Source organism: Citrobacter sp. 172116965, assembly GCF_013458095.1.
Classification (GTDB): Bacteria; Pseudomonadota; Gammaproteobacteria; order Enterobacterales; family Enterobacteriaceae; genus Citrobacter; species Citrobacter braakii.
In genome coordinates this window covers 477,951-499,870 of record NZ_CP046673.1, presented here as the reverse complement: position 1 = coordinate 499,870, position 21,920 = coordinate 477,951, and the positions used below count along the sequence as shown (strand labels likewise).

The window sequence follows — 21,920 nt, the reverse complement described above, 5'->3', positions numbered from 1 at the left end:
TATGCTACAAAGTGGCTATTTCACCGCCACTTTGTATTGAAGGAGAGACGTTACGCGCGATCGACGGTAAATGCGATAACCTCGGCCAGGCTCTCTGCACCCAGCGCCAGCATCACCAGACGGTCAACGCCCAGCGCCACGCCAGAGCAATCCGGCATACCCACTTTTAACGCTTCAAGCAGGTTGGTGTCGATAGGCTGCTGCGGCAAGCCACGCGCGGCACGTTTGCGGTTATCCTGTTCAAACCGCTGCTGCTGTTCGCGCGCGTCGGTCAATTCATGGAAACCATTCGCCAGCTCAATACCTTTGTAGTAAACCTCGAAACGTTCAGCCACGCGGTGATCTTCGGTACTGATTTGCGCCAGTGATGCCTGGCTGGCCGGGAAATGATACACAAACGTCGGTTTGTCTTTGCCAATATGCGGCTCAACGCCCATCGTAAACAGCAACTGCAGTAAGGTGTCCCGGTCTTCTTCGGTATCGGCGATATTACTGAGATCCAATTTCGCCGCCACTTCCCGCAGTTGGGTTTTATCTGCAGACAGCGGGTCTATCTCCAGATGGCGCTGGAAGGCTTGCTGGTACGAGAGACTTTCCGCAGGTGAGCAGTCCAGCACCTGCTGGAGCAAATCATCCACTTCATTCATCAGGCGATACATATCGTAGTGCGGACGATACCACTCGAGCATGGTGAATTCAGGGTTATGATGACGCCCCATCTCTTCATTACGGAAGCTGCGGCACAATTGATACACCGGGCCGCATCCTGCCACCAGCAGGCGCTTCATATGGTATTCCGGGCTGGTCATTAAATAGAGATTCATTCCCTGGGCGTGTCCAGGGCCGACGAAACGCGTTTCGAACGGGAACAGATGGATGTCCGTTACCGTTGCCTGACTCATACAAGGGGTCTCAACCTCAAGCACGCCACGATCGGCAAAAAAGCGGCGAATCTCCGCTATAATTGCTGCACGTTTTAACAGATTGGGGATGGACGCGCTCGGCCGCCAGGTTGCCGTTTCGCTCATGGTTGTTTCTCCGATTTAAGACAAGGGCACGAAGTCTACTCGTATCGCGTTAACGAGACAAATTTCGCGCGCCAATAATCCACACTGGCAATTGGATAAAAAAAGCGACATGGGGTGGTTTAGTAATTAAATTAATCAAATTCAATGATAATTCCCCCCTTTGACACGCTAAAAAAATCGAACACGTCAAATTTCCCGCACATCCCTGAGACTATACTATTGTACCTATAAAGGAGCAGTGGAAACGCGTTCATAACCTGTTTGAAGCCGATGAAGCATCTGATTTCAGGCAGGAATGAAATAACAACAATCTGGAGGAATGTCGTGCAAACCTTTCAAGCCGATCTTGCCATTATAGGCGCCGGTGGCGCGGGATTACGTGCTGCAATTGCTGCCGCACAAGCAAATCCCAACGCTAAAATCGCACTGATCTCAAAAGTGTACCCAATGCGCAGCCATACCGTTGCTGCCGAAGGCGGCTCTGCTGCTGTCGCGCAGGATCATGACAGCTTTGACTACCATTTTCACGATACGGTAGCAGGCGGAGACTGGCTGTGTGAGCAGGATGTCGTGGATTACTTTGTCCACCACTGCCCAACTGAAATGACGCAACTGGAACAATGGGGCTGCCCATGGAGCCGCCGTGAAGACGGTAGCGTCAACGTACGTCGCTTCGGCGGTATGAAAATCGAGCGTACCTGGTTTGCCGCGGATAAAACCGGCTTCCACATGTTGCATACGCTGTTCCAAACATCTTTGCAGTTCCCACAGATTCAGCGCTTTGACGAACACTTCGTTCTGGATATCCTGGTTGATGATGGCCATGCTCGCGGCCTGGTTGCCATGAACATGATGGAAGGCACGCTGATGCAGATCCGTGCTAATGCTGTTGTGATGGCAACGGGCGGCGCAGGTCGTGTTTACCGTTACAACACCAACGGCGGCATCGTAACTGGCGACGGTATGGGCATGGCGCTGAGCCATGGCGTTCCGCTGCGTGATATGGAATTCGTTCAGTATCACCCGACGGGTCTGCCAGGCTCTGGTATCCTGATGACCGAAGGCTGCCGTGGTGAAGGCGGTATCCTGGTCAACAAAAACGGCTACCGTTATCTGCAAGACTACGGCATGGGTCCGGAAACCCCGCTGGGCGAACCGAAAAACAAATACATGGAACTCGGTCCGCGCGACAAAGTTTCTCAGGCTTTCTGGCACGAATGGCGTAAGGGTAACACCATTTCCACCCCGCGTGGCGATGTGGTTCACCTCGACCTGCGTCACCTCGGCGAGAAAAAACTGCTCGAACGTTTACCGTTCATCTGCGAACTGGCGAAAGCCTACGTGGGTGTCGATCCGGTTAAAGAGCCGATCCCGGTACGTCCTACCGCGCACTACACCATGGGCGGTATCGAAACCGATCAGCACTGTGAAACCCGCATTAAAGGTCTGTTCGCTGTGGGCGAATGTTCCTCTGTTGGTCTGCATGGCGCTAACCGTCTGGGTTCTAACTCCCTGGCGGAACTCGTGGTCTTCGGTCGTATGGCCGGTGAACAGGCTGCAGAACGTGCTGCAACGGCTGGCGCTGCAAACAGTGCCGCGCTCGATGCGCAGGTTGCTGGCGTTGAAAAACGTCTGAAAGATCTGGTTAACCAGGAAGGTAACGAAAACTGGTCTAAGATCCGTGACGAAATGGGCCTGTCCATGGAAGAAGGTTGCGGTATCTACCGTACACCGGAACTCATGCAGAAAACCGTTGATAAACTGGCGGAGCTGCAGGAACGCTTCAAGCGCGTCCGTATCACTGATACCTCCAGCGTCTTCAACACCGACCTGCTGTACACCATCGAACTGGGTCACGGTCTGAACGTTGCTGAATGTATGGCGCACTCTGCTCTGGCGCGTAAAGAATCCCGCGGCGCGCATCAGCGTCTGGATGAAGGCTGCACCGAGCGTGACGATGTGAACTTCCTCAAACACACCCTCGCCTTCCGCGATGCTGACGGCACGACTCGCCTGGAATACAGCGACGTGAAAATCACCACTCTGCCACCGGCTAAACGTGTTTACGGTGGCGAAGCGGAAGCAGCCGATAAGAAGGAGAAGGCGAATGGCTGAGATGAAAAACCTGAAAGTTGAGGTGGTGCGCTATAACCCGGAAACCGATACCGCGCCGCACAGTGCTTTCTACGAAGTTCCTTATGATGAAACCACGTCACTGCTGGATGCGTTGGGCTACATCAAGGATAACCTGGCACCGGACCTGAGCTACCGCTGGTCCTGCCGTATGGCGATCTGCGGCTCCTGCGGCATGATGGTCAACAATGTACCTAAACTGGCGTGCAAAACCTTCCTGCGTGATTACACCAACGGCATGAAGGTTGAAGCGCTGGGCAACTTCCCGATTGAGCGCGATCTGGTCGTCGACATGACGCACTTTATCGAAAGCCTGGAAGCGATCAAACCGTACATCATCGGTAACCCGCGCACACCGGATCAGGGTCCAAACACCCAGACTCCGGCGCAGATGGCGAAGTATCATCAGTTCTCCGGTTGCATCAACTGTGGTCTGTGCTACGCCGCGTGCCCGCAGTTCGGCCTGAACCCAGAGTTCATTGGACCGGCTGCGATTACGCTGGCGCATCGTTACAACGAAGATAGCCGCGACCACGGTAAGAAGGAGCGTATGGCTCAGTTGAACAGCCCGAACGGTGTCTGGTCCTGTACTTTTGTGGGCTACTGCTCCGAAGTCTGCCCGAAACACGTCGATCCGGCTGCGGCCATTCAGCAGGGTAAAGTTGAAAGTTCAAAAGACTTTCTTATCGCTACCCTGAAACCACGCTAAGGAGTGCACGATGACGACTAAACGCAAACCCTATGTGCGACCAATGACGTCCACCTGGTGGAAAAAGCTGCCATTTTATCGTTTTTACATGCTGCGCGAAGGCACGGCGGTTCCGGCAGTCTGGTTCAGCATTGAACTGATTATCGGCCTGTTTGCACTCAAGCATGGTGCAGAGTCCTGGATGGGCTTTGTCGCCTTTTTGCAAAACCCGGTGGTGGTGATCCTGAATATTATCGCCCTGGCAGCAGCGCTGCTGCATACCAAAACCTGGTTTGAGCTGGCGCCAAAAGCTGCCAACATCATCGTAAAAGACGAAAAAATGGGGCCAGAGCCGATCATCAAAGGTCTCTGGGCAGTTACTGTGGTTGCGACAGTAGTAATACTGTTTGTTGCCCTGTTCTGGTAAGGAGTCCGGAATGATTAATCCAAATCCAAAACGCTCTGACGAACCCGTATTCTGGGGCCTGTTTGGTGCAGGCGGTATGTGGAGCGCAATCATTGCGCCGGTGATGATCCTGCTGGTCGGCATTATGCTGCCGCTGGGCTTTGTTCCTGATGCTTTCAGCTATGAACGCGTACTGGCATTCGCTCAGAGCTTCATCGGACGTGCGTTTCTGTTCCTGATGATCGTTCTGCCGCTGTGGTGTGGTTTACACCGTATGCACCACGCGATGCATGACCTGAAAATCCACGTGCCTGCGGGCAAATGGGTATTCTACGGACTGGCAGCTATCCTGACCGTTGTAACGGCTATTGGGATCCTGACCATCTAATCGCATGCGTTAATTATCAGGCCCGCCAATGGCGGGCCTTTTTATTAGTGCAGCATCCCGGTCAACCAGCGGGAAAACTCACGCATCGCGGACGTCTCCGGACGAGATTGTAAACGCGTTATCCAGTAACTCCCCAGATCAATCTGCGTTAGAAAAGGCTGCACGATACGTTCACTACTGAGCAAATGCGTGAACATTCTTACCGGTGCAATTGCCACACCAATCCCCGCCTGCGCGGCTTCCAGCATTGAGACGGACGAGTCAAACACCACCACGTTGTGCGTCGGTGACGGAGGCGCTTCTCCGGCGGCCTGCATCCAAAGCGTCCATTCATCACGCCGATACGATCGTAATAACGGAAATTTCAGGATGTCCACAGGTGCTTTAATCTGCGAGGCCAATGTCGGTGAACACAGCGGAGACATCAGCGCGCTACACAAATATTGCGCATCGGTATCGTGCCAGGCTCCTCCTCCGTAGCGAATAGTATAATCCAGCCCTTCGGCGGCGGGATCCACACGGTTATTGTGGGTGGAAATATGCAAATCAATATGCGGACAGTGGCGCTTAAAGTCGCTCAACAGAGGGAAAAGACAACCGACCGCAAAGGTCCCCACCACGCCAATTTTTAGTTTTTCCTGAGTCTGTTTAGTGGCAAAACGATCCAGCATCCCCGCCATACGATCGAAAGAGTCATTAAGTACAGGTAACAGACTTTCCCCTTCAGTCGTCAACATTAACCCTCGAGAACCACGCACAAAAAGCTGACAATTCAGTTGTTGCTCCAGCGCTTTCACATGTTGGCTTATTGCAGAATGCGTCACGTTGAGCTCAATTGCAGCGCGGGTAAAGCTGAGATGTCTGGCCGCTGCTTCAAAAGCCCGCAGCGAGTTAAGGGGGATATAGCTACGCGTCATTATCTGGCCTGTTAGAAAAACTTATATCTGCTGCTAAATTTAACCGTTTGTCAACACGGTGCAAATCAAATACACTGATTACGTCTGACGGGCCCGGACACCCTTTCGCTTTTAATTACGGAACTGATTTCATGATGAAAAAATCGATATGCTGCGCGCTGCTGCTGACAGCTTCGTTCTCCACGTTTGCCGCCGCAAAAACAGAACAACAAATTGCCGATATCGTTAACCGCACCATCACACCGCTGATGCAGGAGCAGGCTATTCCGGGTATGGCCGTTGCGATTATCTATCAGGGGAAACCTTATTACTTTACCTGGGGTAAAGCCGATATCGCCAATAACCGTCCAGTCACTCAACAAACGCTGTTTGAACTCGGATCGGTCAGTAAAACGTTCAACGGCGTGCTGGGCGGCGATGCTATCGCCCGCGGCGAAATTAAGCTCAGCGATCCGGTCACGCATTACTGGCCTGAACTGACTGGTAAGCAGTGGCAGGGTATCAGCCTGCTGCACTTAGCCACCTACACGGCAGGCGGCCTGCCGCTTCAGGTTCCGGACGACGTTACGGATAAAGCCGCGTTACTACGCTTTTATCAAAACTGGCAGCCGCAATGGGCCCCAGGCGCTAAACGTCTTTATGCTAACTCCAGCATTGGTCTGTTTGGTGCCCTGGCGGTCAAACCCTCAGGCATGAGCTACGAAGAGGCGATGACCAAACGCGTCCTGCGCCCCTTAAAACTGGCGCATACCTGGATTACGGTTCCGCAGAGCGAACAAAAAGATTATGCCTGGGGTTATCGCGAAGGAAAGCCAGTGCATGTATCCCCTGGCCAACTTGATGCCGAAGCCTACGGGGTGAAATCGAGCGTTATCGATATGACCCGTTGGGTTCAGGCCAACATGGACGCCAGCCAGGTTCAGGAGAAAACGCTCCAGCAGGGCATCGAGCTTGCGCAGTCACGTTACTGGCGTATTGGCGATATGTACCAGGGCCTGGGCTGGGAGATGCTGAACTGGCCGGTGAAGGCCGACTCGATAATTAGCGGTAGCGACAGCAAAGTGGCACTGGCAGCGCTTCCTGCCGTTGAGGTAAACCCGCCCGCGCCTGCCGTGAAAGCCTCATGGGTGCATAAAACGGGCTCCACTGGCGGATTCGGCAGCTACGTTGCGTTCGTTCCAGAAAAAAACCTTGGCATCGTGATGCTGGCAAACAAGAGCTACCCAAACCCTGTTCGCGTCGAGGCCGCCTGGCGCATTCTTGAAAAACTGCAGTAACGGACAAGGAGGCCCTGGATATTGGGCTTCCTTTCTTTCTCTTTTTTTCCTGCTGTCATCTACACTTAACAAAAATCCAGCAAGGAAAATCCCATGCGCATTCTGCCCGTCGTTGCTGCAGTTACGGCTGCATTTCTGGTTGTCGCTTGCAGCACCCCAACACCCCCGAAAGGTGTTACCGTAGTAAATAACTTTGATGCCACACGCTATCTGGGCACCTGGTATGAAATTGCGCGTTTCGACCATCGATTCGAGCGCGGACTGGAAAAAGTGACTGCTACCTACAGCCTGCGCGACGACGGCGGTATCAATGTTATTAACAAGGGCTATAACCCGGACAGAGGAATGTGGCAGAAAACGGAGGGGAAAGCCTACTTCACTGGCGACCCAAACCGCGCTGCGCTCAAGGTCTCGTTTTTTGGCCCCTTCTACGGCGGGTATAACGTGATTGCCCTCGACAGGGAATATCGTCACGCGCTAGTTTGCGGGCCGGATCGCGACTACCTGTGGATCCTTTCACGGACCCCTACTATTTCAGATGAAATGAAACAGCAAATGCTGGCCATCGCGACCCGGGAAGGGTTTGAGGTGAATAAGCTGATTTGGGTAAAACAGCCTGGCGCTTAGTGGGTGCTCAGCTTGAGGCCAATAATACCGGCCACAATCAGCCCGAGGCTCAGTAACCGCGCCGGGCTGGCAGATTCACCCAGCAGCAGAATCCCTGTAATGGCCGCCCCGACTGCGCCGATACCGGTCCATACAGCATAGGCGGTTCCTACAGGCAACGTACGCATTGCCCAGGAGAGCATGGCGATACTGACGATCATTGCCACAATAGTGATAATGCTTGGCGTCAAACGCGTAAAACCGTGGGTATATTTCAGGCCAATCGCCCAGACAACTTCGAGCAGACCTGCAATTAATAAAACGATCCAGGACATATCAGGCTCCAGAACAATGGGGCCGTCCCCGGTGAAAGAAGCGTTTGCAGGTCGTCCTGCAAAGCTGATGTGTGAAATGGCATTTTTGCCCGAGAGAAAATGAATTTCAACCTTTTTATTCGCTGCCCGCTAAAAGCAAGAATTAAGCATAATTAGCGGCGTAGTTCCCGCATTTGGCACTCATCGGAGTTCTCTATGATGAAGGGCTTTCTGAATCCGGAAAGTCGATTGCCTCTCTTCTGAATGCGAAAAGGTTATGCTTAAAATTTTAGTGATTGACCGGTGCCACTTTACCCGCACAGGGATTGAGGCCTTGCTTAATCATTCTGGCAGGTTCAGCTCCTCATTTCTTGTGTCAGGGATCAATAATCTCCTGTTAGCAAAAGAGCATATTTTGCAGTGGAAGCCGCATCTGGTGATCGCGGATTTATACAGTTTTATTAGCGAGACGCATACCAGTCCGCCAATTAAACCCTTTTTCATGAGCTGCGGCGTCATCCCGCTGATTTTACTGCAATCAGTTGAAAGACAGCACACCTCAATGGCTTCCTCTCAATCCGTCGCCTATTCGGTCTTAACCAAGCACACCACGCTGAACGCGCTCTCACACACGATTCAGGAGGCGCTACAGCTTCGCCCCACATTAGAAATAGCCGAAAACGCGACTCCGCTGCTTACGCCGCAGGAGGAGAAAGTATTGTCGATGTGGATGGATGGTGTGAGTAACAATGCGATAGCCGCCGCACTCAGCATTCATGGCAAGACGGTCTACACCTATAAACGGAATATCCGCATGAAACTGCACATGGGGAACCGCTTCTCGCCGTTTCTCTCACTCCCCGGGAAGGGGAATTAACGGTACGACGTGACGTCGTACCGTTCATGATTATTGTTGAGCTTTTGTCGCTGCACCAGAGATTGCGCTACCGCCCTCAGAGATATCCTGCCCAACACCTTTCGTGGTATTGCACGCAGTCAACACTGAAGAAAGAACCAACACAGAAAAGATCGCAGCAATTGTCTTTTTAACCATAACGTCTTCCTTTTCTAGCCAATATTGTTTGTGTATAGCTCATTAATAATAGACAAGATCCGCAAGTTTGATGGATAAACAACCGTTTTTAAGACTATGAGAGAGTGTTAGCTGGCGGCGTGAGAGATTGAATTGCCAAGATGTTTGATGTCTTCACCGAAGCCGCGCGCGGTATTACAACCCGCCAGGAGAGTGCTGGTGAAAAGGATGAGCATTACAAGACTGAGAAGACGTTTCATCATTCCTGCCCTGGAAAAAGTATGGCGCAGCAACCTGCGCCATAAGATCAAATAGATATCTTATTTTACGCGAGAAACGTATTCGCCGGAGCGAGTATCCACTTTGATCACTTCACCGATCTGTACGAACAGCGGAACTTTAACGACTGCGCCAGTAGACAGAGTAGCCGGTTTGCCGCCAGTACCAGCGGTATCGCCTTTCAGACCTGGGTCAGTTTCAACGACTTCCAGCTCAACGAAGTTTGGCGGAGTCACGGAGATCGGCTGACCGTTCCACAGGGTCACGATGCATTCAGCCTGGTCCAGCAGCCATTTAGCGTTATCACCTACCGCTTTCTCGTCTGCAGCCAGCTGTTCGAAAGTGGTGTTATTCATGAAGTGCCAGAACTCACCGTCGCTATACAGGAAGGTCAGGTTCATGTCGGCTACGTCTGCGCCTTCAGCGGAGTCGGTAGACTTGAAGGTTTTCTCTACGCGAGTACCGGTCAGCAGGCGACGCAGCTTAACGCGCGCAAATGCCTGGCCTTTACCTGGTTTAACGAATTCGCTGGCTTCAACCGCATAAGGTTCGCCGTCCAACATGATTTTAAGACCAGCACGAAAATCGTTGCTATAGTACGTTGCCATAAGGCCCTCTGAAAATTGTTAACTGGTAGCTAAGCCACAAAATGGCGCATATTGTAACCCTAAATACCCCATCCAGAGAAGATTGGTTATCGCAACTTGCCGATGTTGTGACCGATCCTGATGAACTTCTGCATCTTTTGAATATAGACGCAGATGAAAAACTGTTGGCCGGACGCGACGCGAGACGACTTTTCGCCCTGCGCGTACCGCGCGCCTTTATTGCTCGTATGGAAAAAGGCAATCCGGACGATCCGCTTTTGCGTCAGGTACTTACTTCCCAGGAAGAGTTTGTTGCTGCACCTGGCTACTCGACCGATCCGCTGGAAGAACAGCACAGCGTGGTCCCCGGTTTGCTGCATAAATATCGCAATCGGGCGCTGTTGTTGGTTAAAGGCGGTTGCGCGGTAAATTGTCGCTATTGCTTCCGCCGACACTTCCCGTATGCCGAAAACCAGGGCAATAAGCGCAACTGGCAGGTCGCCCTGGACTACATTAGCGCGCATCCTGAGCTGGATGAGATTATCTTCTCCGGTGGTGATCCGCTAATGGCCAAGGACCATGAACTGGACTGGTTACTCACGCAACTAGAAGCCATCCCGCACATTAAGCGTCTGCGCATTCACAGCCGTTTGCCGATTGTGATCCCCGCGCGCATTACTGAAGGACTGGTCCAGCGCTTTGCGCGCTCCTCCCTGCAGGTTCTGCTGGTCAACCACATTAACCACGCCAATGAGGTCGATGAGGCGTTTCACCAGGCGATGGTCCGACTGCGTACCGCTGGCGTCACGCTACTCAACCAAAGCGTTTTGCTGCGTGGCGTGAACGATAACGCACAAACGCTGGCGAACCTGAGCAACGCCCTGTTTGATGCGGGGGTGATGCCCTATTACCTGCACGTACTGGACAAAGTGCAAGGTGCCGCCCACTTTATGGTCAGCGACGATGAGGCACGTCACATTATGCGTGAACTGCTGACGTTGGTTTCCGGCTATATGGTCCCCAAACTGGCGCGTGAAATTGGCGGTGAGCCAAGTAAAACGCCATTGGATCTGCAACTACGCCAACAATAATCATTATTGAGTGTCCGATTCCGGACACTCACCACGATTACTTATTATTTAAATCCTCACAAGTGGAGCCACACTTTTAATCTGTGCTATTTTAATTAGCGCTATAAAATCATTAATTCATAATTTGTATTAGTAGAACCAAATTCAGAATATTAATAAATATATGGTTAGGGAGAACCTTTTATGACTATAAGTATTAAAGGCATTAATACCGGTGTTATTCGTCAAAAGAATGAATTTATTGCCTTAGCATTAAAGATAAAAGAACCAAGGAATAAAACGTCGTTATTTTTTCTTTCTCCGCTTGGGCTAAGAGACCTGCTTATCGCCCTGGAAAGCAGGCTATCTGCCAAACATCAGCTTAGCGAAGAAGAGCATGCGCAATATGGGAAGGAATGCGATAAAGTCAGCAAAAAGATGCACGAAAATATTCCTTTGATTCAGGAAGATGAGCTAAAAAATGCCGACATTAATCGTCGCATAAATTCGCTGATGTTAGTGGATGACAAAGGCGAAAACTTAACATTTTCTCTGACACTGCATGATGGACAAACGTGTGAATTACTGATTAATGAACTACAGATTCGGGTGCTGATCCATGCTGTTATTCATGCAATAAATAATGCTGGCATGCGGGAATTAGCGCTACGAATTACATCGCTGCTGGATTTCCTGCCGCTGTACGATGTTGATTGCCAAGAAAACGACAATCTGGAATACGACTCTTATACGCACCCCGAATGGAAACAAAGCCTGTTTAATCATTATCTGGCGATTATTTACCGCTATACAGATGATCAAGGAAAAGCCCAGTTCTGTGGTTCGGTAGTAAAAACTCGCGCCCCTTCCGGCAGTAAAGAGGCCGAAGCCATTACTCGCCGTCTTCTCGATTTCAGCCCACGACTGAAAAAGCTTGCTGGTGTACCGTGCCAGGTGTTTGTCAGAACGTTGACGGATGATAAGGCGCAAAAGCTCAATCAGGAGCAGTGTCTGCGCGCGCTGCATCATTTACGCGCTCAGTCTGCGCATAACGCTCAAAATGCCTGATGTCGCTGCGCTTATCAGGCCGACGAATTTGTATCGTAGGCCTGATAAGACGTTTTAGCGTCGCCATCAGGCATCAACAGCATTTATCAATTTGGGCACTTATAAACCTGCCCGGTCATTTCACTGGCAGTAGGAACAAAGCTGGACAGCATTCCCTGTGATGGGCTGCTGACGCCATAAATCACGTTACCACCCATTGCCGCAGCCTGGTTACGCAGATCGTTTGCTGCGCCACGCATAGAGCCACCCTCTTCGCCGTGCTGGCCAGAAAGCCAGTTGCTTTGCGTACCGGTTGCAGTGCCAATCAGTTGACACTCTGCGCCAGGCTTCTCTTCGACGAAGCGTACGCTTTGCCCGGCTGAACTCAGTTCGTTGCTGGAGCTACAACCCGCCATCAGTAGCGCGGCACCAACGATCCCTGCTAAATATTTCACGTGCATGTCATTCCCCATAATCAATGAGCTGGACGTTATGTCCGTAGCTGAATCATATACTAAAAAGATGACCAAAAGAAAAACCCCCGGACATTTCTGCCCGAGGGTTTCTCATTTTTCGCGAGATACGTATTTAATCAAATAATTCAAGTTGCAGGCAGGCGGCAGGTTCATGAATCCCCCAGTGCTTACATGAGTAAGTGACTGGGGTAAACGAACGCAGCCAATGAACCTGCGGCTTGAAGTATGAAGATTAAATTACATCATGCCGCCCATTCCACCCATGCCGCCCATACCACCAGCAGCACCTAAGTCAGGCGCATCGCCTTTCGGCAGGTCAGTAACCATGCACTCGGTGGTGATCATCAGACCCGCAACAGAAGCCGCGTACTGCAGAGCTGAACGCGTTACTTTGGTTGGATCCAGGATACCCATGTCGATCATGTTACCGTATTCTTCAGTTGCAGCGTTGTAACCGTAGTTACCGTCACCCGCTTTCACGGTGTTAGCCACTACAGACGGCTCTTCGCCGCAGTTCAGTACGATTTGACGCAGCGGAGATTCCATTGCGCGCAGCGCAACTTTGATACCTACGTTCTGGTCTTCGTTCTGACCTTTCAGACCGGCAATCTTAGACGCTACGCGAATCAGCGCAACACCACCACCAGCAACCACGCCTTCTTCTACCGCAGCACGGGTCGCGTGCAGGGCATCTTCAACGCGGGCTTTCTTCTCTTTCATTTCAACTTCAGTCGCAGCACCAACTTTGATAACCGCAACGCCGCCTGCCAGTTTCGCTACGCGCTCCTGCAATTTTTCACGGTCGTAGTCAGAAGTTGCTTCTTCGATCTGCTGACGAATCTGAGTCACGCGACCCTGGATTGCAGCTTCGTCACCCACGCCATCAATGATGGTGGTGGTGTCTTTGTTGATAACGACGCGTTTCGCCTGACCCAGATCTTCCAGAGTTGCTTTTTCCAGCTCCATACCGATCTCTTCAGAGATAACGGTACCACCGGTCAGGGTAGCGATATCCTGCAGCATCGCTTTACGACGGTCGCCGAAGCCAGGCGCTTTAACCGCCGCGACTTTCACGATACCGCGCATGGTGTTAACAACCAGAGTTGCCAGCGCTTCGCCTTCAACATCTTCAGCGATGATCAGCAGTGGTTTACCGGCTTTTGCTACTGCTTCCAGCACCGGCAGCATTTCGCGGATGTTGGAGATTTTCTTGTCAGCCAGCAGGATGAACGGGCTTTCCAGTTCTACTGCGCCAGTTTCCGGCTTGTTGATGAAGTAAGGAGACAGGTAACCACGGTCGAACTGCATACCTTCAACCACGTCCAGTTCGTCCTGCAGACCGGTACCGTCTTCAACGGTGATCACGCCTTCTTTACCGACTTTGTCCATCGCTTCAGCGATCAGTTTACCTACGGTTTCGTCGGAGTTAGCGGAGATAGTACCAACCTGAGCAATCGCTTTAGAGTCAGAGCACGGTACGGACAGTGCTTTCAGTTCTTCAACGGCAGCAGCGACAGCTTTGTCGATACCACGTTTCAGATCCATCGGGTTCATGCCCGCAGCAACGGCTTTCAGACCTTCAGTGATGATGGACTGCGCCAGTACGGTTGCGGTGGTGGTACCGTCGCCTGCAGCGTCGTTCGCTTTAGAGGCAACTTCTTTCACCATCTGCGCCCCCATGTTTTCGAACTTGTCTTCCAGTTCGATTTCACGGGCTACGGAAACACCATCTTTAGTGATGGTCGGTGCACCGAAAGATTTATCCAGAACTACGTTACGGCCTTTTGGACCGAGGGTAACTTTCACTGCATCTGCCAGTACGTTTACGCCGCGCAGCATTTTCACACGAGCGTCGTTACCGAATTTTACGTCTTTAGCTGCCATTTTCTCTTTCCCTTAAATTCGTATGTTCAGTGTCGTTCGCGGATTAGGCTTCAACAATTGCCAGGATGTCACTTTCAGACATGATCAACACTTCTTCATTGTCGATCTTCTCAGATTTAACACCGTAGCCATCGTTGAAAATAACGATATCGCCGACTTTAACGTCCAGCGGCTGTACGGTACCGTTGTCCAGGATGCGGCCCTTACCGACAGCGATGATTTCGCCACGAGTTGACTTACCTGCTGCAGAACCGGTCAGTACGATGCCGCCAGCAGATTTAGATTCAACTTCTTTACGTTTGACGATCACACGATCATGTAACGGACGAATACTCATTGATAGCTCTCCTTTGAGAAAGTCTTTATCAGTTATGGGTGACGCCGGCCCGTGAACGGTTTCCCGGCTAGTGACCAGAGAAATGGGGATGGGGCTTTGTACCTTCAAGGGGGCAAGCGAAAAAAAATTTATATCAGCAGAAAATTCCGTCAAAACGCCGACGCGCATCACATTTTATAACGATTTCAGTCACGTCGTCATAAGCAAATACGATTGTGATACCATCAAAAATCTGCGCTGTAGCCCGGTCAATGGGCATAACCGGATAACAACTTATGAGCGGACTGAAACAAGAGCTGGGACTGGCTCAGGGCATTGGCCTGTTGTCGACATCATTGCTAGGTACAGGCGTTTTCGCCGTCCCTGCGCTAGCCGCGCTGGTGGCTGGCAACAACAGCCTGTGGGCCTGGCCGGTGCTGATTGTTTTAGTCTTTCCCGTGGCGATTGTCTTTGCCGTACTGGGTCGTCATTTTCCCAGCGCGGGTGGCGTGGCGCATTTTGTTGGTATGGCCTTTGGCCCACGCCTGGAGCGCGTCACCGGATGGCTATTTTTGTCGGTGATTCCCGTCGGCTTGCCTGCGGCATTACATATTGCCGCCGGATTTGGTCAGGCAATGTTTGGCTGGCATGACGAACAGCTTCTGTTGGCAGAGCTCGGTACGCTGGCATTGGTTTGGTATATCGGCTCCCACGGTGCCAGCTCTAGCGCTAATCTGCAAACGGTCATTGCCGGATTGATTGTTGCCCTCATTGTCGCCATCTGGTGGGCAGGCGATGTGAAACCTGGCGAAATCCCCTTCCCTGCGATAACCGAGATTGAGCTCCCCGGACTGTTCGCCGCGCTGTCGGTGATGTTCTGGTGTTTTGTTGGCCTTGAAGCGTTTGCCCATCTGGCATCTGAATTCAAAAACCCGGAGCGGGATTTCCCGCGCGCGCTGATGATCGGCCTGCTGCTTGCGGGCTCTGTTTATTGGGCATGCACCGTCGTCGTGCTTCATTTTGGCGCCTACGGTGAGCAAATGGCGGCGGCGGCCTCACTGCCAGAGATCGTCGTGCAGTTATTTGGCGTACAGGCACTGTGGGTCGCCTGCATCATTGGTTATCTGGCCTGTTTTGCCAGTCTCAACATTTATATTCAAAGTTTCGCCCGGCTGGTCTGGTCGCAAGCGCAATATAAGCCGGAGAGCCATCTGGCGCGTCTGTCTCCCCGTCACCTTCCACGCAATGCGCTAAACGCCGTATTGGGCTGCTGCGTGATCAGTACGTTGTGCATCTATATGCTGAAAATCAATCTCGATGCGTTAATCGTCTATGCTAACGGCATCTTTATTATGATTTATTTGCTGTGCATGCTGGCGGGATGTCGATTACTGAAAGGGCAGTATCGCATGCTGGCGGTCATTGGCGGTCTACTGTGTCTGCTGCTGTTGGCAATGGTTGGCTGGAAGAGCCTGTATGCGCTGATTATGCTGGCAGGGCTGTGGCTGTTTTTACCCCGCAGGCCGGATAAAGCGACGTTGACACCGTCATCCGGCAGATAAGCATTTTGCCGGATGGTGCTCACGCTTATCCGGCCCGCATACTGATGCTTAATCCCGAGGATCGTCTTTATGATCAATACGGTTGCGATCGTCGTCTTTGCGCTGAAATTCGCCATCAAAGGTCTCACCGCCACCGGTTCCGGCGCTAAAACCACCGCCCGGCATACGCGAAAAACGCAAATGCGGCAGCAGTTTCATCGTCAGATGTTTTTGCACCGGGGGTAATAAAAGAAGAAGACCGAGGAAATCGGTGAAAAAGCCGGGCAGTACCAACAGCAGACCAGCAATGATCAGCGACACGCTCTTGATCATTTCTGCAGCCGGACTTTCACCAGCCGCCATTTTTTGTTGCATCAGTAAAAAGTTTTTAAATCCCTGGTTACGAACCAGAGACATACCGATAACCGACGTAAAAATAACCAAAATCAGCGTCATCAGGACACCCAGGACATGGGCAACCTGAATAAAAATAGATATCTCTATGTAAACATAGAGAAAAATGGCAAGTAATGGTATCCAGCGCAAAGGGTTCTCCTGTCAATAACAGTCGTTTTTTTCAACGCCTGTCCGATGAATTATGTGACTCGCATCAATTAGATGTTGAGGTGGTTAGCAAAATTTCAAGTCGCTTGTACACTTATTTTTAGTATTAATCCTAAAGGGGTGATCCATTTCACAGAATAATAAATAAGGGGTAAATTCCACGCTTTAAGTGATCCAGATTACGGTAGAAATCCTGAACCAGCATATGATCTCGAGTATCAGACCGATGCAGGGGATAATCGTCGGTCGAGAAACAATCGAAATCACATATATCCTGTGTGTTTAGTCAAATCATTGGCAGCTTGAAAAAGAAGGTTCACATGTTAAACAACATTCGTATCGAAGAAGACTTGTTGGGTACCAGGGAAGTTCCAGCGGACGCCTACTACGGTGTTCACACTCTGAGAGCGATTGAAAACTTCTACATTAGCAACAACAAAATCAGCGACATTCCTGAATTTGTTCGCGGTATGGTAATGGTTAAAAAGGCAGCGGCAATGGCCAACAAAGAGCTGCAAACCATTCCTAAGAGTGTGGCAAATGCCATCATCGCGGCGTGTGATGAAGTCCTGAATAACGGAAAATGCATGGATCAATTCCCGGTAGATGTTTACCAGGGTGGTGCGGGTACCTCCGTCAACATGAACACCAACGAAGTGCTGGCCAATATCGGTCTGGAACTGATGGGTCACCAGAAAGGTGAATATCAGTACCTGAACCCGAACGACCACGTTAACAAATGTCAGTCTACCAACGACGCTTACCCAACTGGCTTCCGTATCGCGGTATACGCATCCATCATCAAACTGATCGATGCCCTGAACCAGCTGCGTGAAGGCTTCGAACAAAAAGCTGTTGAATTCCAGGACATCCTGAAAATGGGCCGTACCCAGCTGCAGGATGCTGTACCGATGACCCTCGGTCAGGAATTCCATGCTTTCAGCGTACTGTTGAAAGAAGAAGTGAAAAACATTAGTCGTACCGCTGAGCTGCTGCTGGAAGTTAACCTCGGTGCAACTGCAATCGGTACGGGTCTGAACACGCCGAAAGAATACTCCCCGCTGGCAGTACAGAAACTGGCTGAAGTCACTGGCTTCGCCTGTGTTCCGGCAGAAGATCTGATTGAAGCAACTTCTGACTGCGGCGCATACGTTATGGTTCACGGCGCACTGAAACGTCTGGCTGTTAAGATGTCCAAAATCTGTAACGACCTGCGTTTGCTCTCCTCTGGCCCACGTGCTGGTCTGAACGAGATCAACCTGCCGGAACTGCAGGCTGGTTCTTCTATCATGCCAGCAAAAGTGAACCCAGTTGTTCCAGAAGTCGTAAACCAGGTTTGCTTTAAAGTCATCGGTAACGACATCACCGTTACTATGGCATCTGAAGCTGGTCAGCTGCAGCTGAACGTAATGGAGCCGGTCATTGGCCAGGCAATGTTTGAATCCATTCACATTCTGAGCAATGCTTGCTACAACCTGCTGGAAAAATGCGTTAGTGGTATCACTGCTAACAAAGAAGTCTGTGAAGCGTTTGTATTCAACTCCATCGGCATCGTTACTTACCTCAACCCGTTCATCGGTCACCACAACGGCGACATCGTCGGTAAAATTTGTGCCGAAACCGGTAAGAGCGTACGTGAAGTTGTCCTGGAACGCGGTCTGTTGACCGAGTCTGAACTGGACGATATCTTCTCTGCACAGAACCTGATGCACCCTGCTTATAAAGCAAAACGTTATACTGATGAAAGCGAACAGTAATCGTGTAGGGTAGTACCGGAGAAGGCACGTCATGATGACGTGCCTTTTTTCTTACTCGAAGTTACTTAAAAACAACAATTTAATATCAACTTGTTAAACAACAAGGAAGGCTAATATGATAGTTTTAGAACTTATCATCGTTTTGCTGGCAATCTTTTTAGGTGCCAGACTTGGGGGTATCGGTATTGGATTTGCAGGTGGGCTGGGTGTTCTGGTTCTTGCCGCTATTGGCGTAAAACCAGGTAATATTCCGTTCGATGTTATTTCCATTATCATGGCGGTTATCGCTGCCATCTCTGCCATGCAGATTGCCGGTGGTCTGGACTATCTGGTTCATCAAACTGAAAAACTGCTGCGTAAAAACCCGAAATACATCACGATCCTTGCACCAATCGTGACCTATTTCCTGACTATCTTTGCCGGTACCGGCAACATCTCTCTGGCAACTCTGCCGGTTATCGCTGAAGTCGCGAAGGAACAAGGTATCAAACCTTGCCGTCCGCTCTCTACCGCAGTGGTTTCTGCACAGATTGCGATTACGGCGTCGCCAATCTCCGCAGCCGTGGTTTACATGTCTTCCGTAATGGAAGGTCATGGCATCAGCTACATTCACCTGCTGTCCGTGGTCATTCCGTCCACTCTGCTGGCCGTTCTGGTGATGTCCTTCCTGGTAACGATGCTGTTCAACTCCAAACTGTCTGACGACCCGATTTATCGTAAGCGTCTGGAAGAAGGTTTGGTTGAACTACGTGGTGAAAGACAAGTTGAAATCAAAGCTGGCGCGAAAACCTCCGTTTGGTTGTTCCTGCTGGGCGTGATTTGCGTAGTTGTATACGCCATCATCAACAGCCCAAGCCTCGGCCTGGTCGCTAAACCGCTGATGAACACCACCAACGCAATCCTGATCATCATGCTGAGCGTCGCGACGCTGACTACGATCGTCTGCCGCGTTGAAACTGACTCCATCCTGAACTCCAGCACCTTTAAAGCGGGTATGAGCGCCTGTATTTGTATCCTGGGTGTTGCATGGCTGGGTGATACCTTCGTATCTCACAACATTGACTGGATCAAAGATACTGCAGGTAGCGTAATTCAGGGTCATCCGTGGTTGCTGGCTGTCATCTTCTTCTTTGCTTCTGCGCTGCTGTACTCTCAGGCTGCAACCGCTAAAGCACTGATGCCGATGGCTCTGGCTCTGAACGTTTCCCCACTGACTGCTGTTGCGTCTTTCGCAGCTGTTTCTGGCCTGTTCATTCTGCCAACCTACCCAACTCTGGTTGCGGCGGTGCAGATGGATGACACCGGTACAACCCGCATCGGTAAATTCGTCTTTAACCATCCGTTCTTCATCCCGGGTACTCTGGGCGTGCTTTTGGCTGTCTGCTTCGGCTTCTTGCTGGGCAGCTTCATGCTGTAAAACTTTACTGCAGGGTGCCTTCGCGCCCTGCAGTTCCTCCTCCTCATCATCCCGCTTTAACTAACATCCTTCCCTCGTCCGTTGTATAGTGACCACTCTTTAGCTGGTTACTCTGTTCTTTCGAGGTGTTTATGCTTGATGTAAAGAGTCAGGATATTTCCATCCCCGATACCGTTGTGGTGCTCTGTACCGCCCCGGATGAAGCAACCGCCCAGGATCTGGCCGCCAAAGTGCTGGCAGAAAAGCTGGCTGCCTGCGTGACGCTGCTGCCTGGCGCGACCTCCCTCTATTATTGGGAAGGTAAACTGGAGCAGGAATATGAAGTCCAGATGATTTTAAAAACCACCGTCACACACCAGCAAGCCCTTCTCGATTGCCTGAAGTCACATCATCCATACCAAACGCCTGAACTTCTGGTTTTACCCGTCACTCACGGAGACTTTGATTACCGCTCATGGCTCAACGCATCCTTACGCTGATCCTGCTGCTGTGCAGCACATCTACCTTTGCCGGATTATTTGACGCGCCTGGCCGCTCGCAGTTTGTTCCTGCCGATCGGGCGTTTGTTTTTGATTTTCAGCAAAACCAACACGATCTGAACCTCTCATGGCAGGTTAAAGATGGCTACTATCTGTATCGCAAACAGATAAGCATTACGCCATCTCAGGCCGATATCGCCGAGGTAAAACTACCGCCAGGCGTCTGGCATGAAGATGAGTTTTATGGCAAAAGTGAGATTTACCGTAAACAATTGACTATCCCGGTCACGGTTAATCAGGCTAAATCTGGCGCAACATTAACGGTCACATACCAGGGCTGTGCCGACGCCGGTTTTTGCTATCCGCCTGAAACTAAAACGGTGCCATTAAGTGAAGTGTCTGCCAATACCAGGGCGACACCTGCGCCAGTGCCTGCCATCGATGCTTTGCAAGAGAGACCACAACCCGCAACCCAGCTTCCCTTTTCCGCGCTGTGGGCATTGCTAATCGGAATTGGCATCGCGTTTACACCTTGCGTATTGCCGATGTATCCGCTGATTTCCGGTATCGTGCTGGGCGGCAAACAACGCTTATCAACCGGACGCGCGCTGCTGCTGACGTTTATCTACGTCCAGGGAATGGCGCTCACTTATACCGCGCTGGGTCTGGTTGTTGCCGCCGCTGGATTGCAGTTCCAGGCTGCGCTACAGCATCCTTACGTCCTGATTGGCCTTGCCGTCGTCTTTACGCTGCTGGCCCTTTCGATGTTTGGCTTGTTCACGCTGCAGCTCCCTTCATCGCTGCAAACACGCCTTACATTGTTGAGTAACCGTCAGCAAGGCGGTTCCCCCGGTAGCGTCTTTGCGATGGGGGCGATTGCCGGCCTCATCTGTTCTCCTTGTACAACGGCCCCGCTAAGCGCGATTTTGCTGTATATCGCTCAGAGCGGGAACATGTGGCTGGGAGGCGGCACGCTGTATCTGTACGCGCTGGGGATGGGATTACCTCTGATGCTAATTACCGTATTCGGTAATCGTCTGTTGCCTAAAAGCGGCCCATGGATGGAACATGTCAAAACCGCTTTTGGCTTTGTCATTCTGGCGCTCCCCGTCTTCTTACTCGAACGCATCATTGGCGACGACTGGGGCGTTCGCCTGTGGTCGCTGTTGGGCGTCGCATTCTTTAGCTGGGCATTTATCACCAGCCTGCAGGCAAAGCACGCCTGGATGCGCATCGTGCAGATTATCCTGTTAGCTGCAGCGCTGGTAAGCGTACGGCCATTGCAGGACTGGGCGTTCGGTGTGCCGCAAGCTCAAACCCAGACACACCTTAACTTCACGCCTGTGGCTTCGGTGGATGCGCTAAATCAGGCGCTGGCACAAGCTAAAGGCAAGCCCGTGATGTTGGATCTGTATGCTGACTGGTGCGTGGCCTGTAAGGAGTTTGAGAAGTATACGTTTAGCAATCAGCAGGTTCAGCAAGCGCTAGGCGACACGGTGCTTTTGCAGGCGGATGTGACTGCAAATAATGCCCAGGATGTCGCTCTGCTGAAACATCTACAGGTTTTAGGTTTGCCGACTATTTTGTTCTTTGACGCCGAGGGGAAAGAGCATCCGGAGGCTCGGGTAACCGGCTTTATGGATGCCGCGACCTTCAGCGCACATTTGCGCGATCGCCAACCGTGAGCGACACTTGCAACAGGAAATACGGAGG

General features: G+C 51.3%; 24 protein-coding genes. 14 read left to right on the top strand and 10 right to left on the bottom strand.

What is annotated here, in order from left to right:
* Positions 1–50: 50 nt before the first annotated feature.
* Positions 51–1,028, bottom strand: coding sequence for an elongation factor P--(R)-beta-lysine ligase (gene epmA, locus GPJ68_RS02460; protein ID WP_104651675.1), 978 nt, complete (start codon positions 1,026–1,028; stop codon positions 51–53).
* A gap of 324 nt (positions 1,029–1,352) precedes the next feature.
* Between epmA and frdA the strand changes: the two genes are divergently transcribed.
* Genes frdA through frdD form a run of 4 tightly spaced genes read left to right on the top strand, consistent with a single transcriptional unit; the run spans position 1,353 to position 4,643 of the window.
* On the top strand, positions 1,353–3,143 hold the full coding sequence (frdA, locus tag GPJ68_RS02455) for a fumarate reductase (quinol) flavoprotein subunit (protein WP_016151402.1): 1,791 nt from the start codon (positions 1,353–1,355) through the stop codon (positions 3,141–3,143).
* Positions 3,136–3,870: a fumarate reductase iron-sulfur protein gene (gene frdB, locus GPJ68_RS02450; RefSeq protein WP_006686291.1), complete on the top strand. Its 735-nt coding sequence runs from the start codon at positions 3,136–3,138 to the stop codon at positions 3,868–3,870. The genes frdA and frdB overlap by 8 nt, the downstream gene beginning before the upstream one ends.
* A 10-nt stretch (positions 3,871–3,880) precedes the next feature.
* The gene (gene frdC, locus GPJ68_RS02445) at positions 3,881–4,276 is read left to right on the top strand and encodes a fumarate reductase subunit FrdC (RefSeq protein ID WP_016151401.1); all 396 of its coding nucleotides are present in this window, start codon (positions 3,881–3,883) and stop codon (positions 4,274–4,276) included.
* A gap of 10 nt (positions 4,277–4,286) precedes the next feature.
* On the top strand, positions 4,287–4,643 hold the full coding sequence (gene frdD / locus GPJ68_RS02440; protein ID WP_003025535.1) for a fumarate reductase subunit FrdD: 357 nt from the start codon (positions 4,287–4,289) through the stop codon (positions 4,641–4,643).
* Between the two features lie 44 nt (positions 4,644–4,687).
* Here the strand turns inward: frdD and ampR are convergent, their stop codons facing one another.
* Complete coding sequence (ampR, locus tag GPJ68_RS02435) at positions 4,688–5,560, bottom strand: LysR family transcriptional regulator AmpR (RefSeq protein WP_016151400.1); 873 nt, start codon at positions 5,558–5,560, stop codon at positions 4,688–4,690.
* Between the two features lie 131 nt (positions 5,561–5,691).
* On the opposite strand from ampR, the gene GPJ68_RS02430 reads away from it, so the two are divergent.
* A complete protein-coding gene (locus GPJ68_RS02430; protein ID WP_063859872.1) occupies positions 5,692–6,837 on the top strand; it encodes a class C beta-lactamase CMY-82 in 1,146 nt (381 codons plus the stop codon).
* Between the two features lie 93 nt (positions 6,838–6,930).
* Positions 6,931–7,464: a lipocalin family protein gene (locus GPJ68_RS02425; protein WP_016151398.1), complete on the top strand. Its 534-nt coding sequence runs from the start codon at positions 6,931–6,933 to the stop codon at positions 7,462–7,464.
* Here GPJ68_RS02425 and sugE read toward each other — a convergent pair.
* Positions 7,461–7,778 (bottom strand): quaternary ammonium compound efflux SMR transporter SugE, encoded by a 318-nt coding sequence (gene sugE, locus GPJ68_RS02420; protein WP_016151397.1) that lies wholly within the window; start codon positions 7,776–7,778, stop codon positions 7,461–7,463. The genes GPJ68_RS02425 and sugE overlap by 4 nt on opposite strands.
* Positions 7,779–8,034: 256 nt before the next feature.
* Between sugE and GPJ68_RS02415 the strand changes: the two genes are divergently transcribed.
* The gene (locus tag GPJ68_RS02415; protein WP_046275848.1) at positions 8,035–8,634 is read left to right on the top strand and encodes a LuxR C-terminal-related transcriptional regulator; all 600 of its coding nucleotides are present in this window, start codon (positions 8,035–8,037) and stop codon (positions 8,632–8,634) included.
* Positions 8,635–8,664: 30 nt separating this feature from the next.
* Here the strand turns inward: GPJ68_RS02415 and ecnB are convergent, their stop codons facing one another.
* The 3 genes from ecnB to efp all read right to left on the bottom strand — a co-directional run bounded on the left by ecnB (position 8,665) and on the right by efp (position 9,677).
* Complete coding sequence (ecnB, locus tag GPJ68_RS02410) at positions 8,665–8,811, bottom strand: lipoprotein toxin entericidin B (RefSeq protein WP_016151395.1); 147 nt, start codon at positions 8,809–8,811, stop codon at positions 8,665–8,667.
* Positions 8,812–8,918: 107 nt separating this feature from the next.
* Positions 8,919–9,053, bottom strand: a complete 135-nt coding sequence (gene ecnA, locus GPJ68_RS02405) for a lipoprotein antitoxin entericidin A (protein WP_016151394.1) — start codon at positions 9,051–9,053, stop codon at positions 8,919–8,921.
* Positions 9,054–9,110: 57 nt separating this feature from the next.
* Positions 9,111–9,677 (bottom strand): elongation factor P, encoded by a 567-nt coding sequence (efp, locus tag GPJ68_RS02400; RefSeq protein WP_003025478.1) that lies wholly within the window; start codon positions 9,675–9,677, stop codon positions 9,111–9,113.
* A gap of 41 nt (positions 9,678–9,718) precedes the next feature.
* Between efp and epmB the strand changes: the two genes are divergently transcribed.
* Complete coding sequence (gene epmB, locus GPJ68_RS02395) at positions 9,719–10,747, top strand: EF-P beta-lysylation protein EpmB (protein ID WP_047358982.1); 1,029 nt, start codon at positions 9,719–9,721, stop codon at positions 10,745–10,747.
* Positions 10,748–10,930: 183 nt separating this feature from the next.
* The gene (gene yjeJ / locus GPJ68_RS02390; protein WP_153646565.1) at positions 10,931–11,794 is read left to right on the top strand and encodes a YjeJ family protein; all 864 of its coding nucleotides are present in this window, start codon (positions 10,931–10,933) and stop codon (positions 11,792–11,794) included.
* A gap of 86 nt (positions 11,795–11,880) precedes the next feature.
* On the opposite strand, the gene GPJ68_RS02385 is transcribed toward yjeJ, so the two are convergent.
* From GPJ68_RS02385 to GPJ68_RS02375, 3 genes are all read right to left on the bottom strand, one after another.
* Complete coding sequence (locus tag GPJ68_RS02385; RefSeq protein ID WP_016151391.1) at positions 11,881–12,234, bottom strand: DUF4156 domain-containing protein; 354 nt, start codon at positions 12,232–12,234, stop codon at positions 11,881–11,883.
* Between the two features lie 252 nt (positions 12,235–12,486).
* Positions 12,487–14,133, bottom strand: coding sequence for a chaperonin GroEL (gene groL, locus GPJ68_RS02380; RefSeq protein ID WP_003025464.1), 1,647 nt, complete (start codon positions 14,131–14,133; stop codon positions 12,487–12,489).
* Positions 14,134–14,176: 43 nt separating this feature from the next.
* On the bottom strand, positions 14,177–14,470 hold the full coding sequence (locus tag GPJ68_RS02375) for a co-chaperone GroES (protein WP_000027827.1): 294 nt from the start codon (positions 14,468–14,470) through the stop codon (positions 14,177–14,179).
* Between the two features lie 275 nt (positions 14,471–14,745).
* On the opposite strand from GPJ68_RS02375, the gene yjeH reads away from it, so the two are divergent.
* Positions 14,746–16,011 (top strand): L-methionine/branched-chain amino acid transporter, encoded by a 1,266-nt coding sequence (yjeH, locus tag GPJ68_RS02370; RefSeq protein ID WP_104651677.1) that lies wholly within the window; start codon positions 14,746–14,748, stop codon positions 16,009–16,011.
* 48 nt (positions 16,012–16,059) lie between these two features.
* Here yjeH and GPJ68_RS02365 read toward each other — a convergent pair whose 3' ends face one another.
* The gene (locus GPJ68_RS02365; RefSeq protein ID WP_016151389.1) at positions 16,060–16,536 is read right to left on the bottom strand and encodes an FxsA family protein; all 477 of its coding nucleotides are present in this window, start codon (positions 16,534–16,536) and stop codon (positions 16,060–16,062) included.
* A 338-nt stretch (positions 16,537–16,874) separates the two neighbouring features.
* On the opposite strand from GPJ68_RS02365, the gene aspA reads away from it, so the two are divergent.
* The 4 genes from aspA to GPJ68_RS02345 all read left to right on the top strand — a co-directional run bounded on the left by aspA (position 16,875) and on the right by GPJ68_RS02345 (position 21,892).
* Positions 16,875–18,311: an aspartate ammonia-lyase gene (aspA, locus tag GPJ68_RS02360; protein WP_016151388.1), complete on the top strand. Its 1,437-nt coding sequence runs from the start codon at positions 16,875–16,877 to the stop codon at positions 18,309–18,311.
* Positions 18,312–18,426: 115 nt separating this feature from the next.
* A complete protein-coding gene (gene dcuA, locus GPJ68_RS02355) occupies positions 18,427–19,728 on the top strand; it encodes an anaerobic C4-dicarboxylate transporter DcuA (RefSeq protein ID WP_016151387.1) in 1,302 nt (433 codons plus the stop codon).
* A 131-nt stretch (positions 19,729–19,859) separates the two neighbouring features.
* The gene (cutA, locus tag GPJ68_RS02350; protein ID WP_003025447.1) at positions 19,860–20,207 is read left to right on the top strand and encodes a divalent cation tolerance protein CutA; all 348 of its coding nucleotides are present in this window, start codon (positions 19,860–19,862) and stop codon (positions 20,205–20,207) included.
* Complete coding sequence (locus GPJ68_RS02345; protein ID WP_104651678.1) at positions 20,183–21,892, top strand: protein-disulfide reductase DsbD; 1,710 nt, start codon at positions 20,183–20,185, stop codon at positions 21,890–21,892. The genes cutA and GPJ68_RS02345 overlap by 25 nt, the downstream gene beginning before the upstream one ends.
* The last annotated feature ends 28 nt before the right edge of the window (positions 21,893–21,920 follow it).

Coding starts and splice junctions, on each gene's coding strand:
- frdD (WP_003025535.1), top strand. CDS start 4,287: ATGATTAATCCAAATCCAAAACGCTCTGACGAACCCGTATTCTGGGGC.
- GPJ68_RS02430 (WP_063859872.1), top strand. CDS start 5,692: ATGATGAAAAAATCGATATGCTGCGCGCTGCTGCTGACAGCTTCGTTC.
- groL (WP_003025464.1), bottom strand. CDS start 14,133: ATGGCAGCTAAAGACGTAAAATTCGGTAACGACGCTCGTGTGAAAATG.
- cutA (WP_003025447.1), top strand. CDS start 19,860: ATGCTTGATGTAAAGAGTCAGGATATTTCCATCCCCGATACCGTTGTG.
- GPJ68_RS02385 (WP_016151391.1), bottom strand. CDS start 12,234: ATGCACGTGAAATATTTAGCAGGGATCGTTGGTGCCGCGCTACTGATG.
- GPJ68_RS02415 (WP_046275848.1), top strand. CDS start 8,035: ATGCTTAAAATTTTAGTGATTGACCGGTGCCACTTTACCCGCACAGGG.
- frdC (WP_016151401.1), top strand. CDS start 3,881: ATGACGACTAAACGCAAACCCTATGTGCGACCAATGACGTCCACCTGG.
- GPJ68_RS02345 (WP_104651678.1), top strand. CDS start 20,183: ATGGCTCAACGCATCCTTACGCTGATCCTGCTGCTGTGCAGCACATCT.
- GPJ68_RS02425 (WP_016151398.1), top strand. CDS start 6,931: ATGCGCATTCTGCCCGTCGTTGCTGCAGTTACGGCTGCATTTCTGGTT.
- yjeJ (WP_153646565.1), top strand. CDS start 10,931: ATGACTATAAGTATTAAAGGCATTAATACCGGTGTTATTCGTCAAAAG.
- epmA (WP_104651675.1), bottom strand. CDS start 1,028: ATGAGCGAAACGGCAACCTGGCGGCCGAGCGCGTCCATCCCCAATCTG.
- frdB (WP_006686291.1), top strand. CDS start 3,136: ATGGCTGAGATGAAAAACCTGAAAGTTGAGGTGGTGCGCTATAACCCG.
- aspA (WP_016151388.1), top strand. CDS start 16,875: ATGTTAAACAACATTCGTATCGAAGAAGACTTGTTGGGTACCAGGGAA.
- sugE (WP_016151397.1), bottom strand. CDS start 7,778: ATGTCCTGGATCGTTTTATTAATTGCAGGTCTGCTCGAAGTTGTCTGG.
- ecnA (WP_016151394.1), bottom strand. CDS start 9,053: ATGATGAAACGTCTTCTCAGTCTTGTAATGCTCATCCTTTTCACCAGC.
- efp (WP_003025478.1), bottom strand. CDS start 9,677: ATGGCAACGTACTATAGCAACGATTTTCGTGCTGGTCTTAAAATCATG.
- ampR (WP_016151400.1), bottom strand. CDS start 5,560: ATGACGCGTAGCTATATCCCCCTTAACTCGCTGCGGGCTTTTGAAGCA.
- yjeH (WP_104651677.1), top strand. CDS start 14,746: ATGAGCGGACTGAAACAAGAGCTGGGACTGGCTCAGGGCATTGGCCTG.
- dcuA (WP_016151387.1), top strand. CDS start 18,427: ATGATAGTTTTAGAACTTATCATCGTTTTGCTGGCAATCTTTTTAGGT.
- ecnB (WP_016151395.1), bottom strand. CDS start 8,811: ATGGTTAAAAAGACAATTGCTGCGATCTTTTCTGTGTTGGTTCTTTCT.
- GPJ68_RS02375 (WP_000027827.1), bottom strand. CDS start 14,470: ATGAGTATTCGTCCGTTACATGATCGTGTGATCGTCAAACGTAAAGAA.
- epmB (WP_047358982.1), top strand. CDS start 9,719: ATGGCGCATATTGTAACCCTAAATACCCCATCCAGAGAAGATTGGTTA.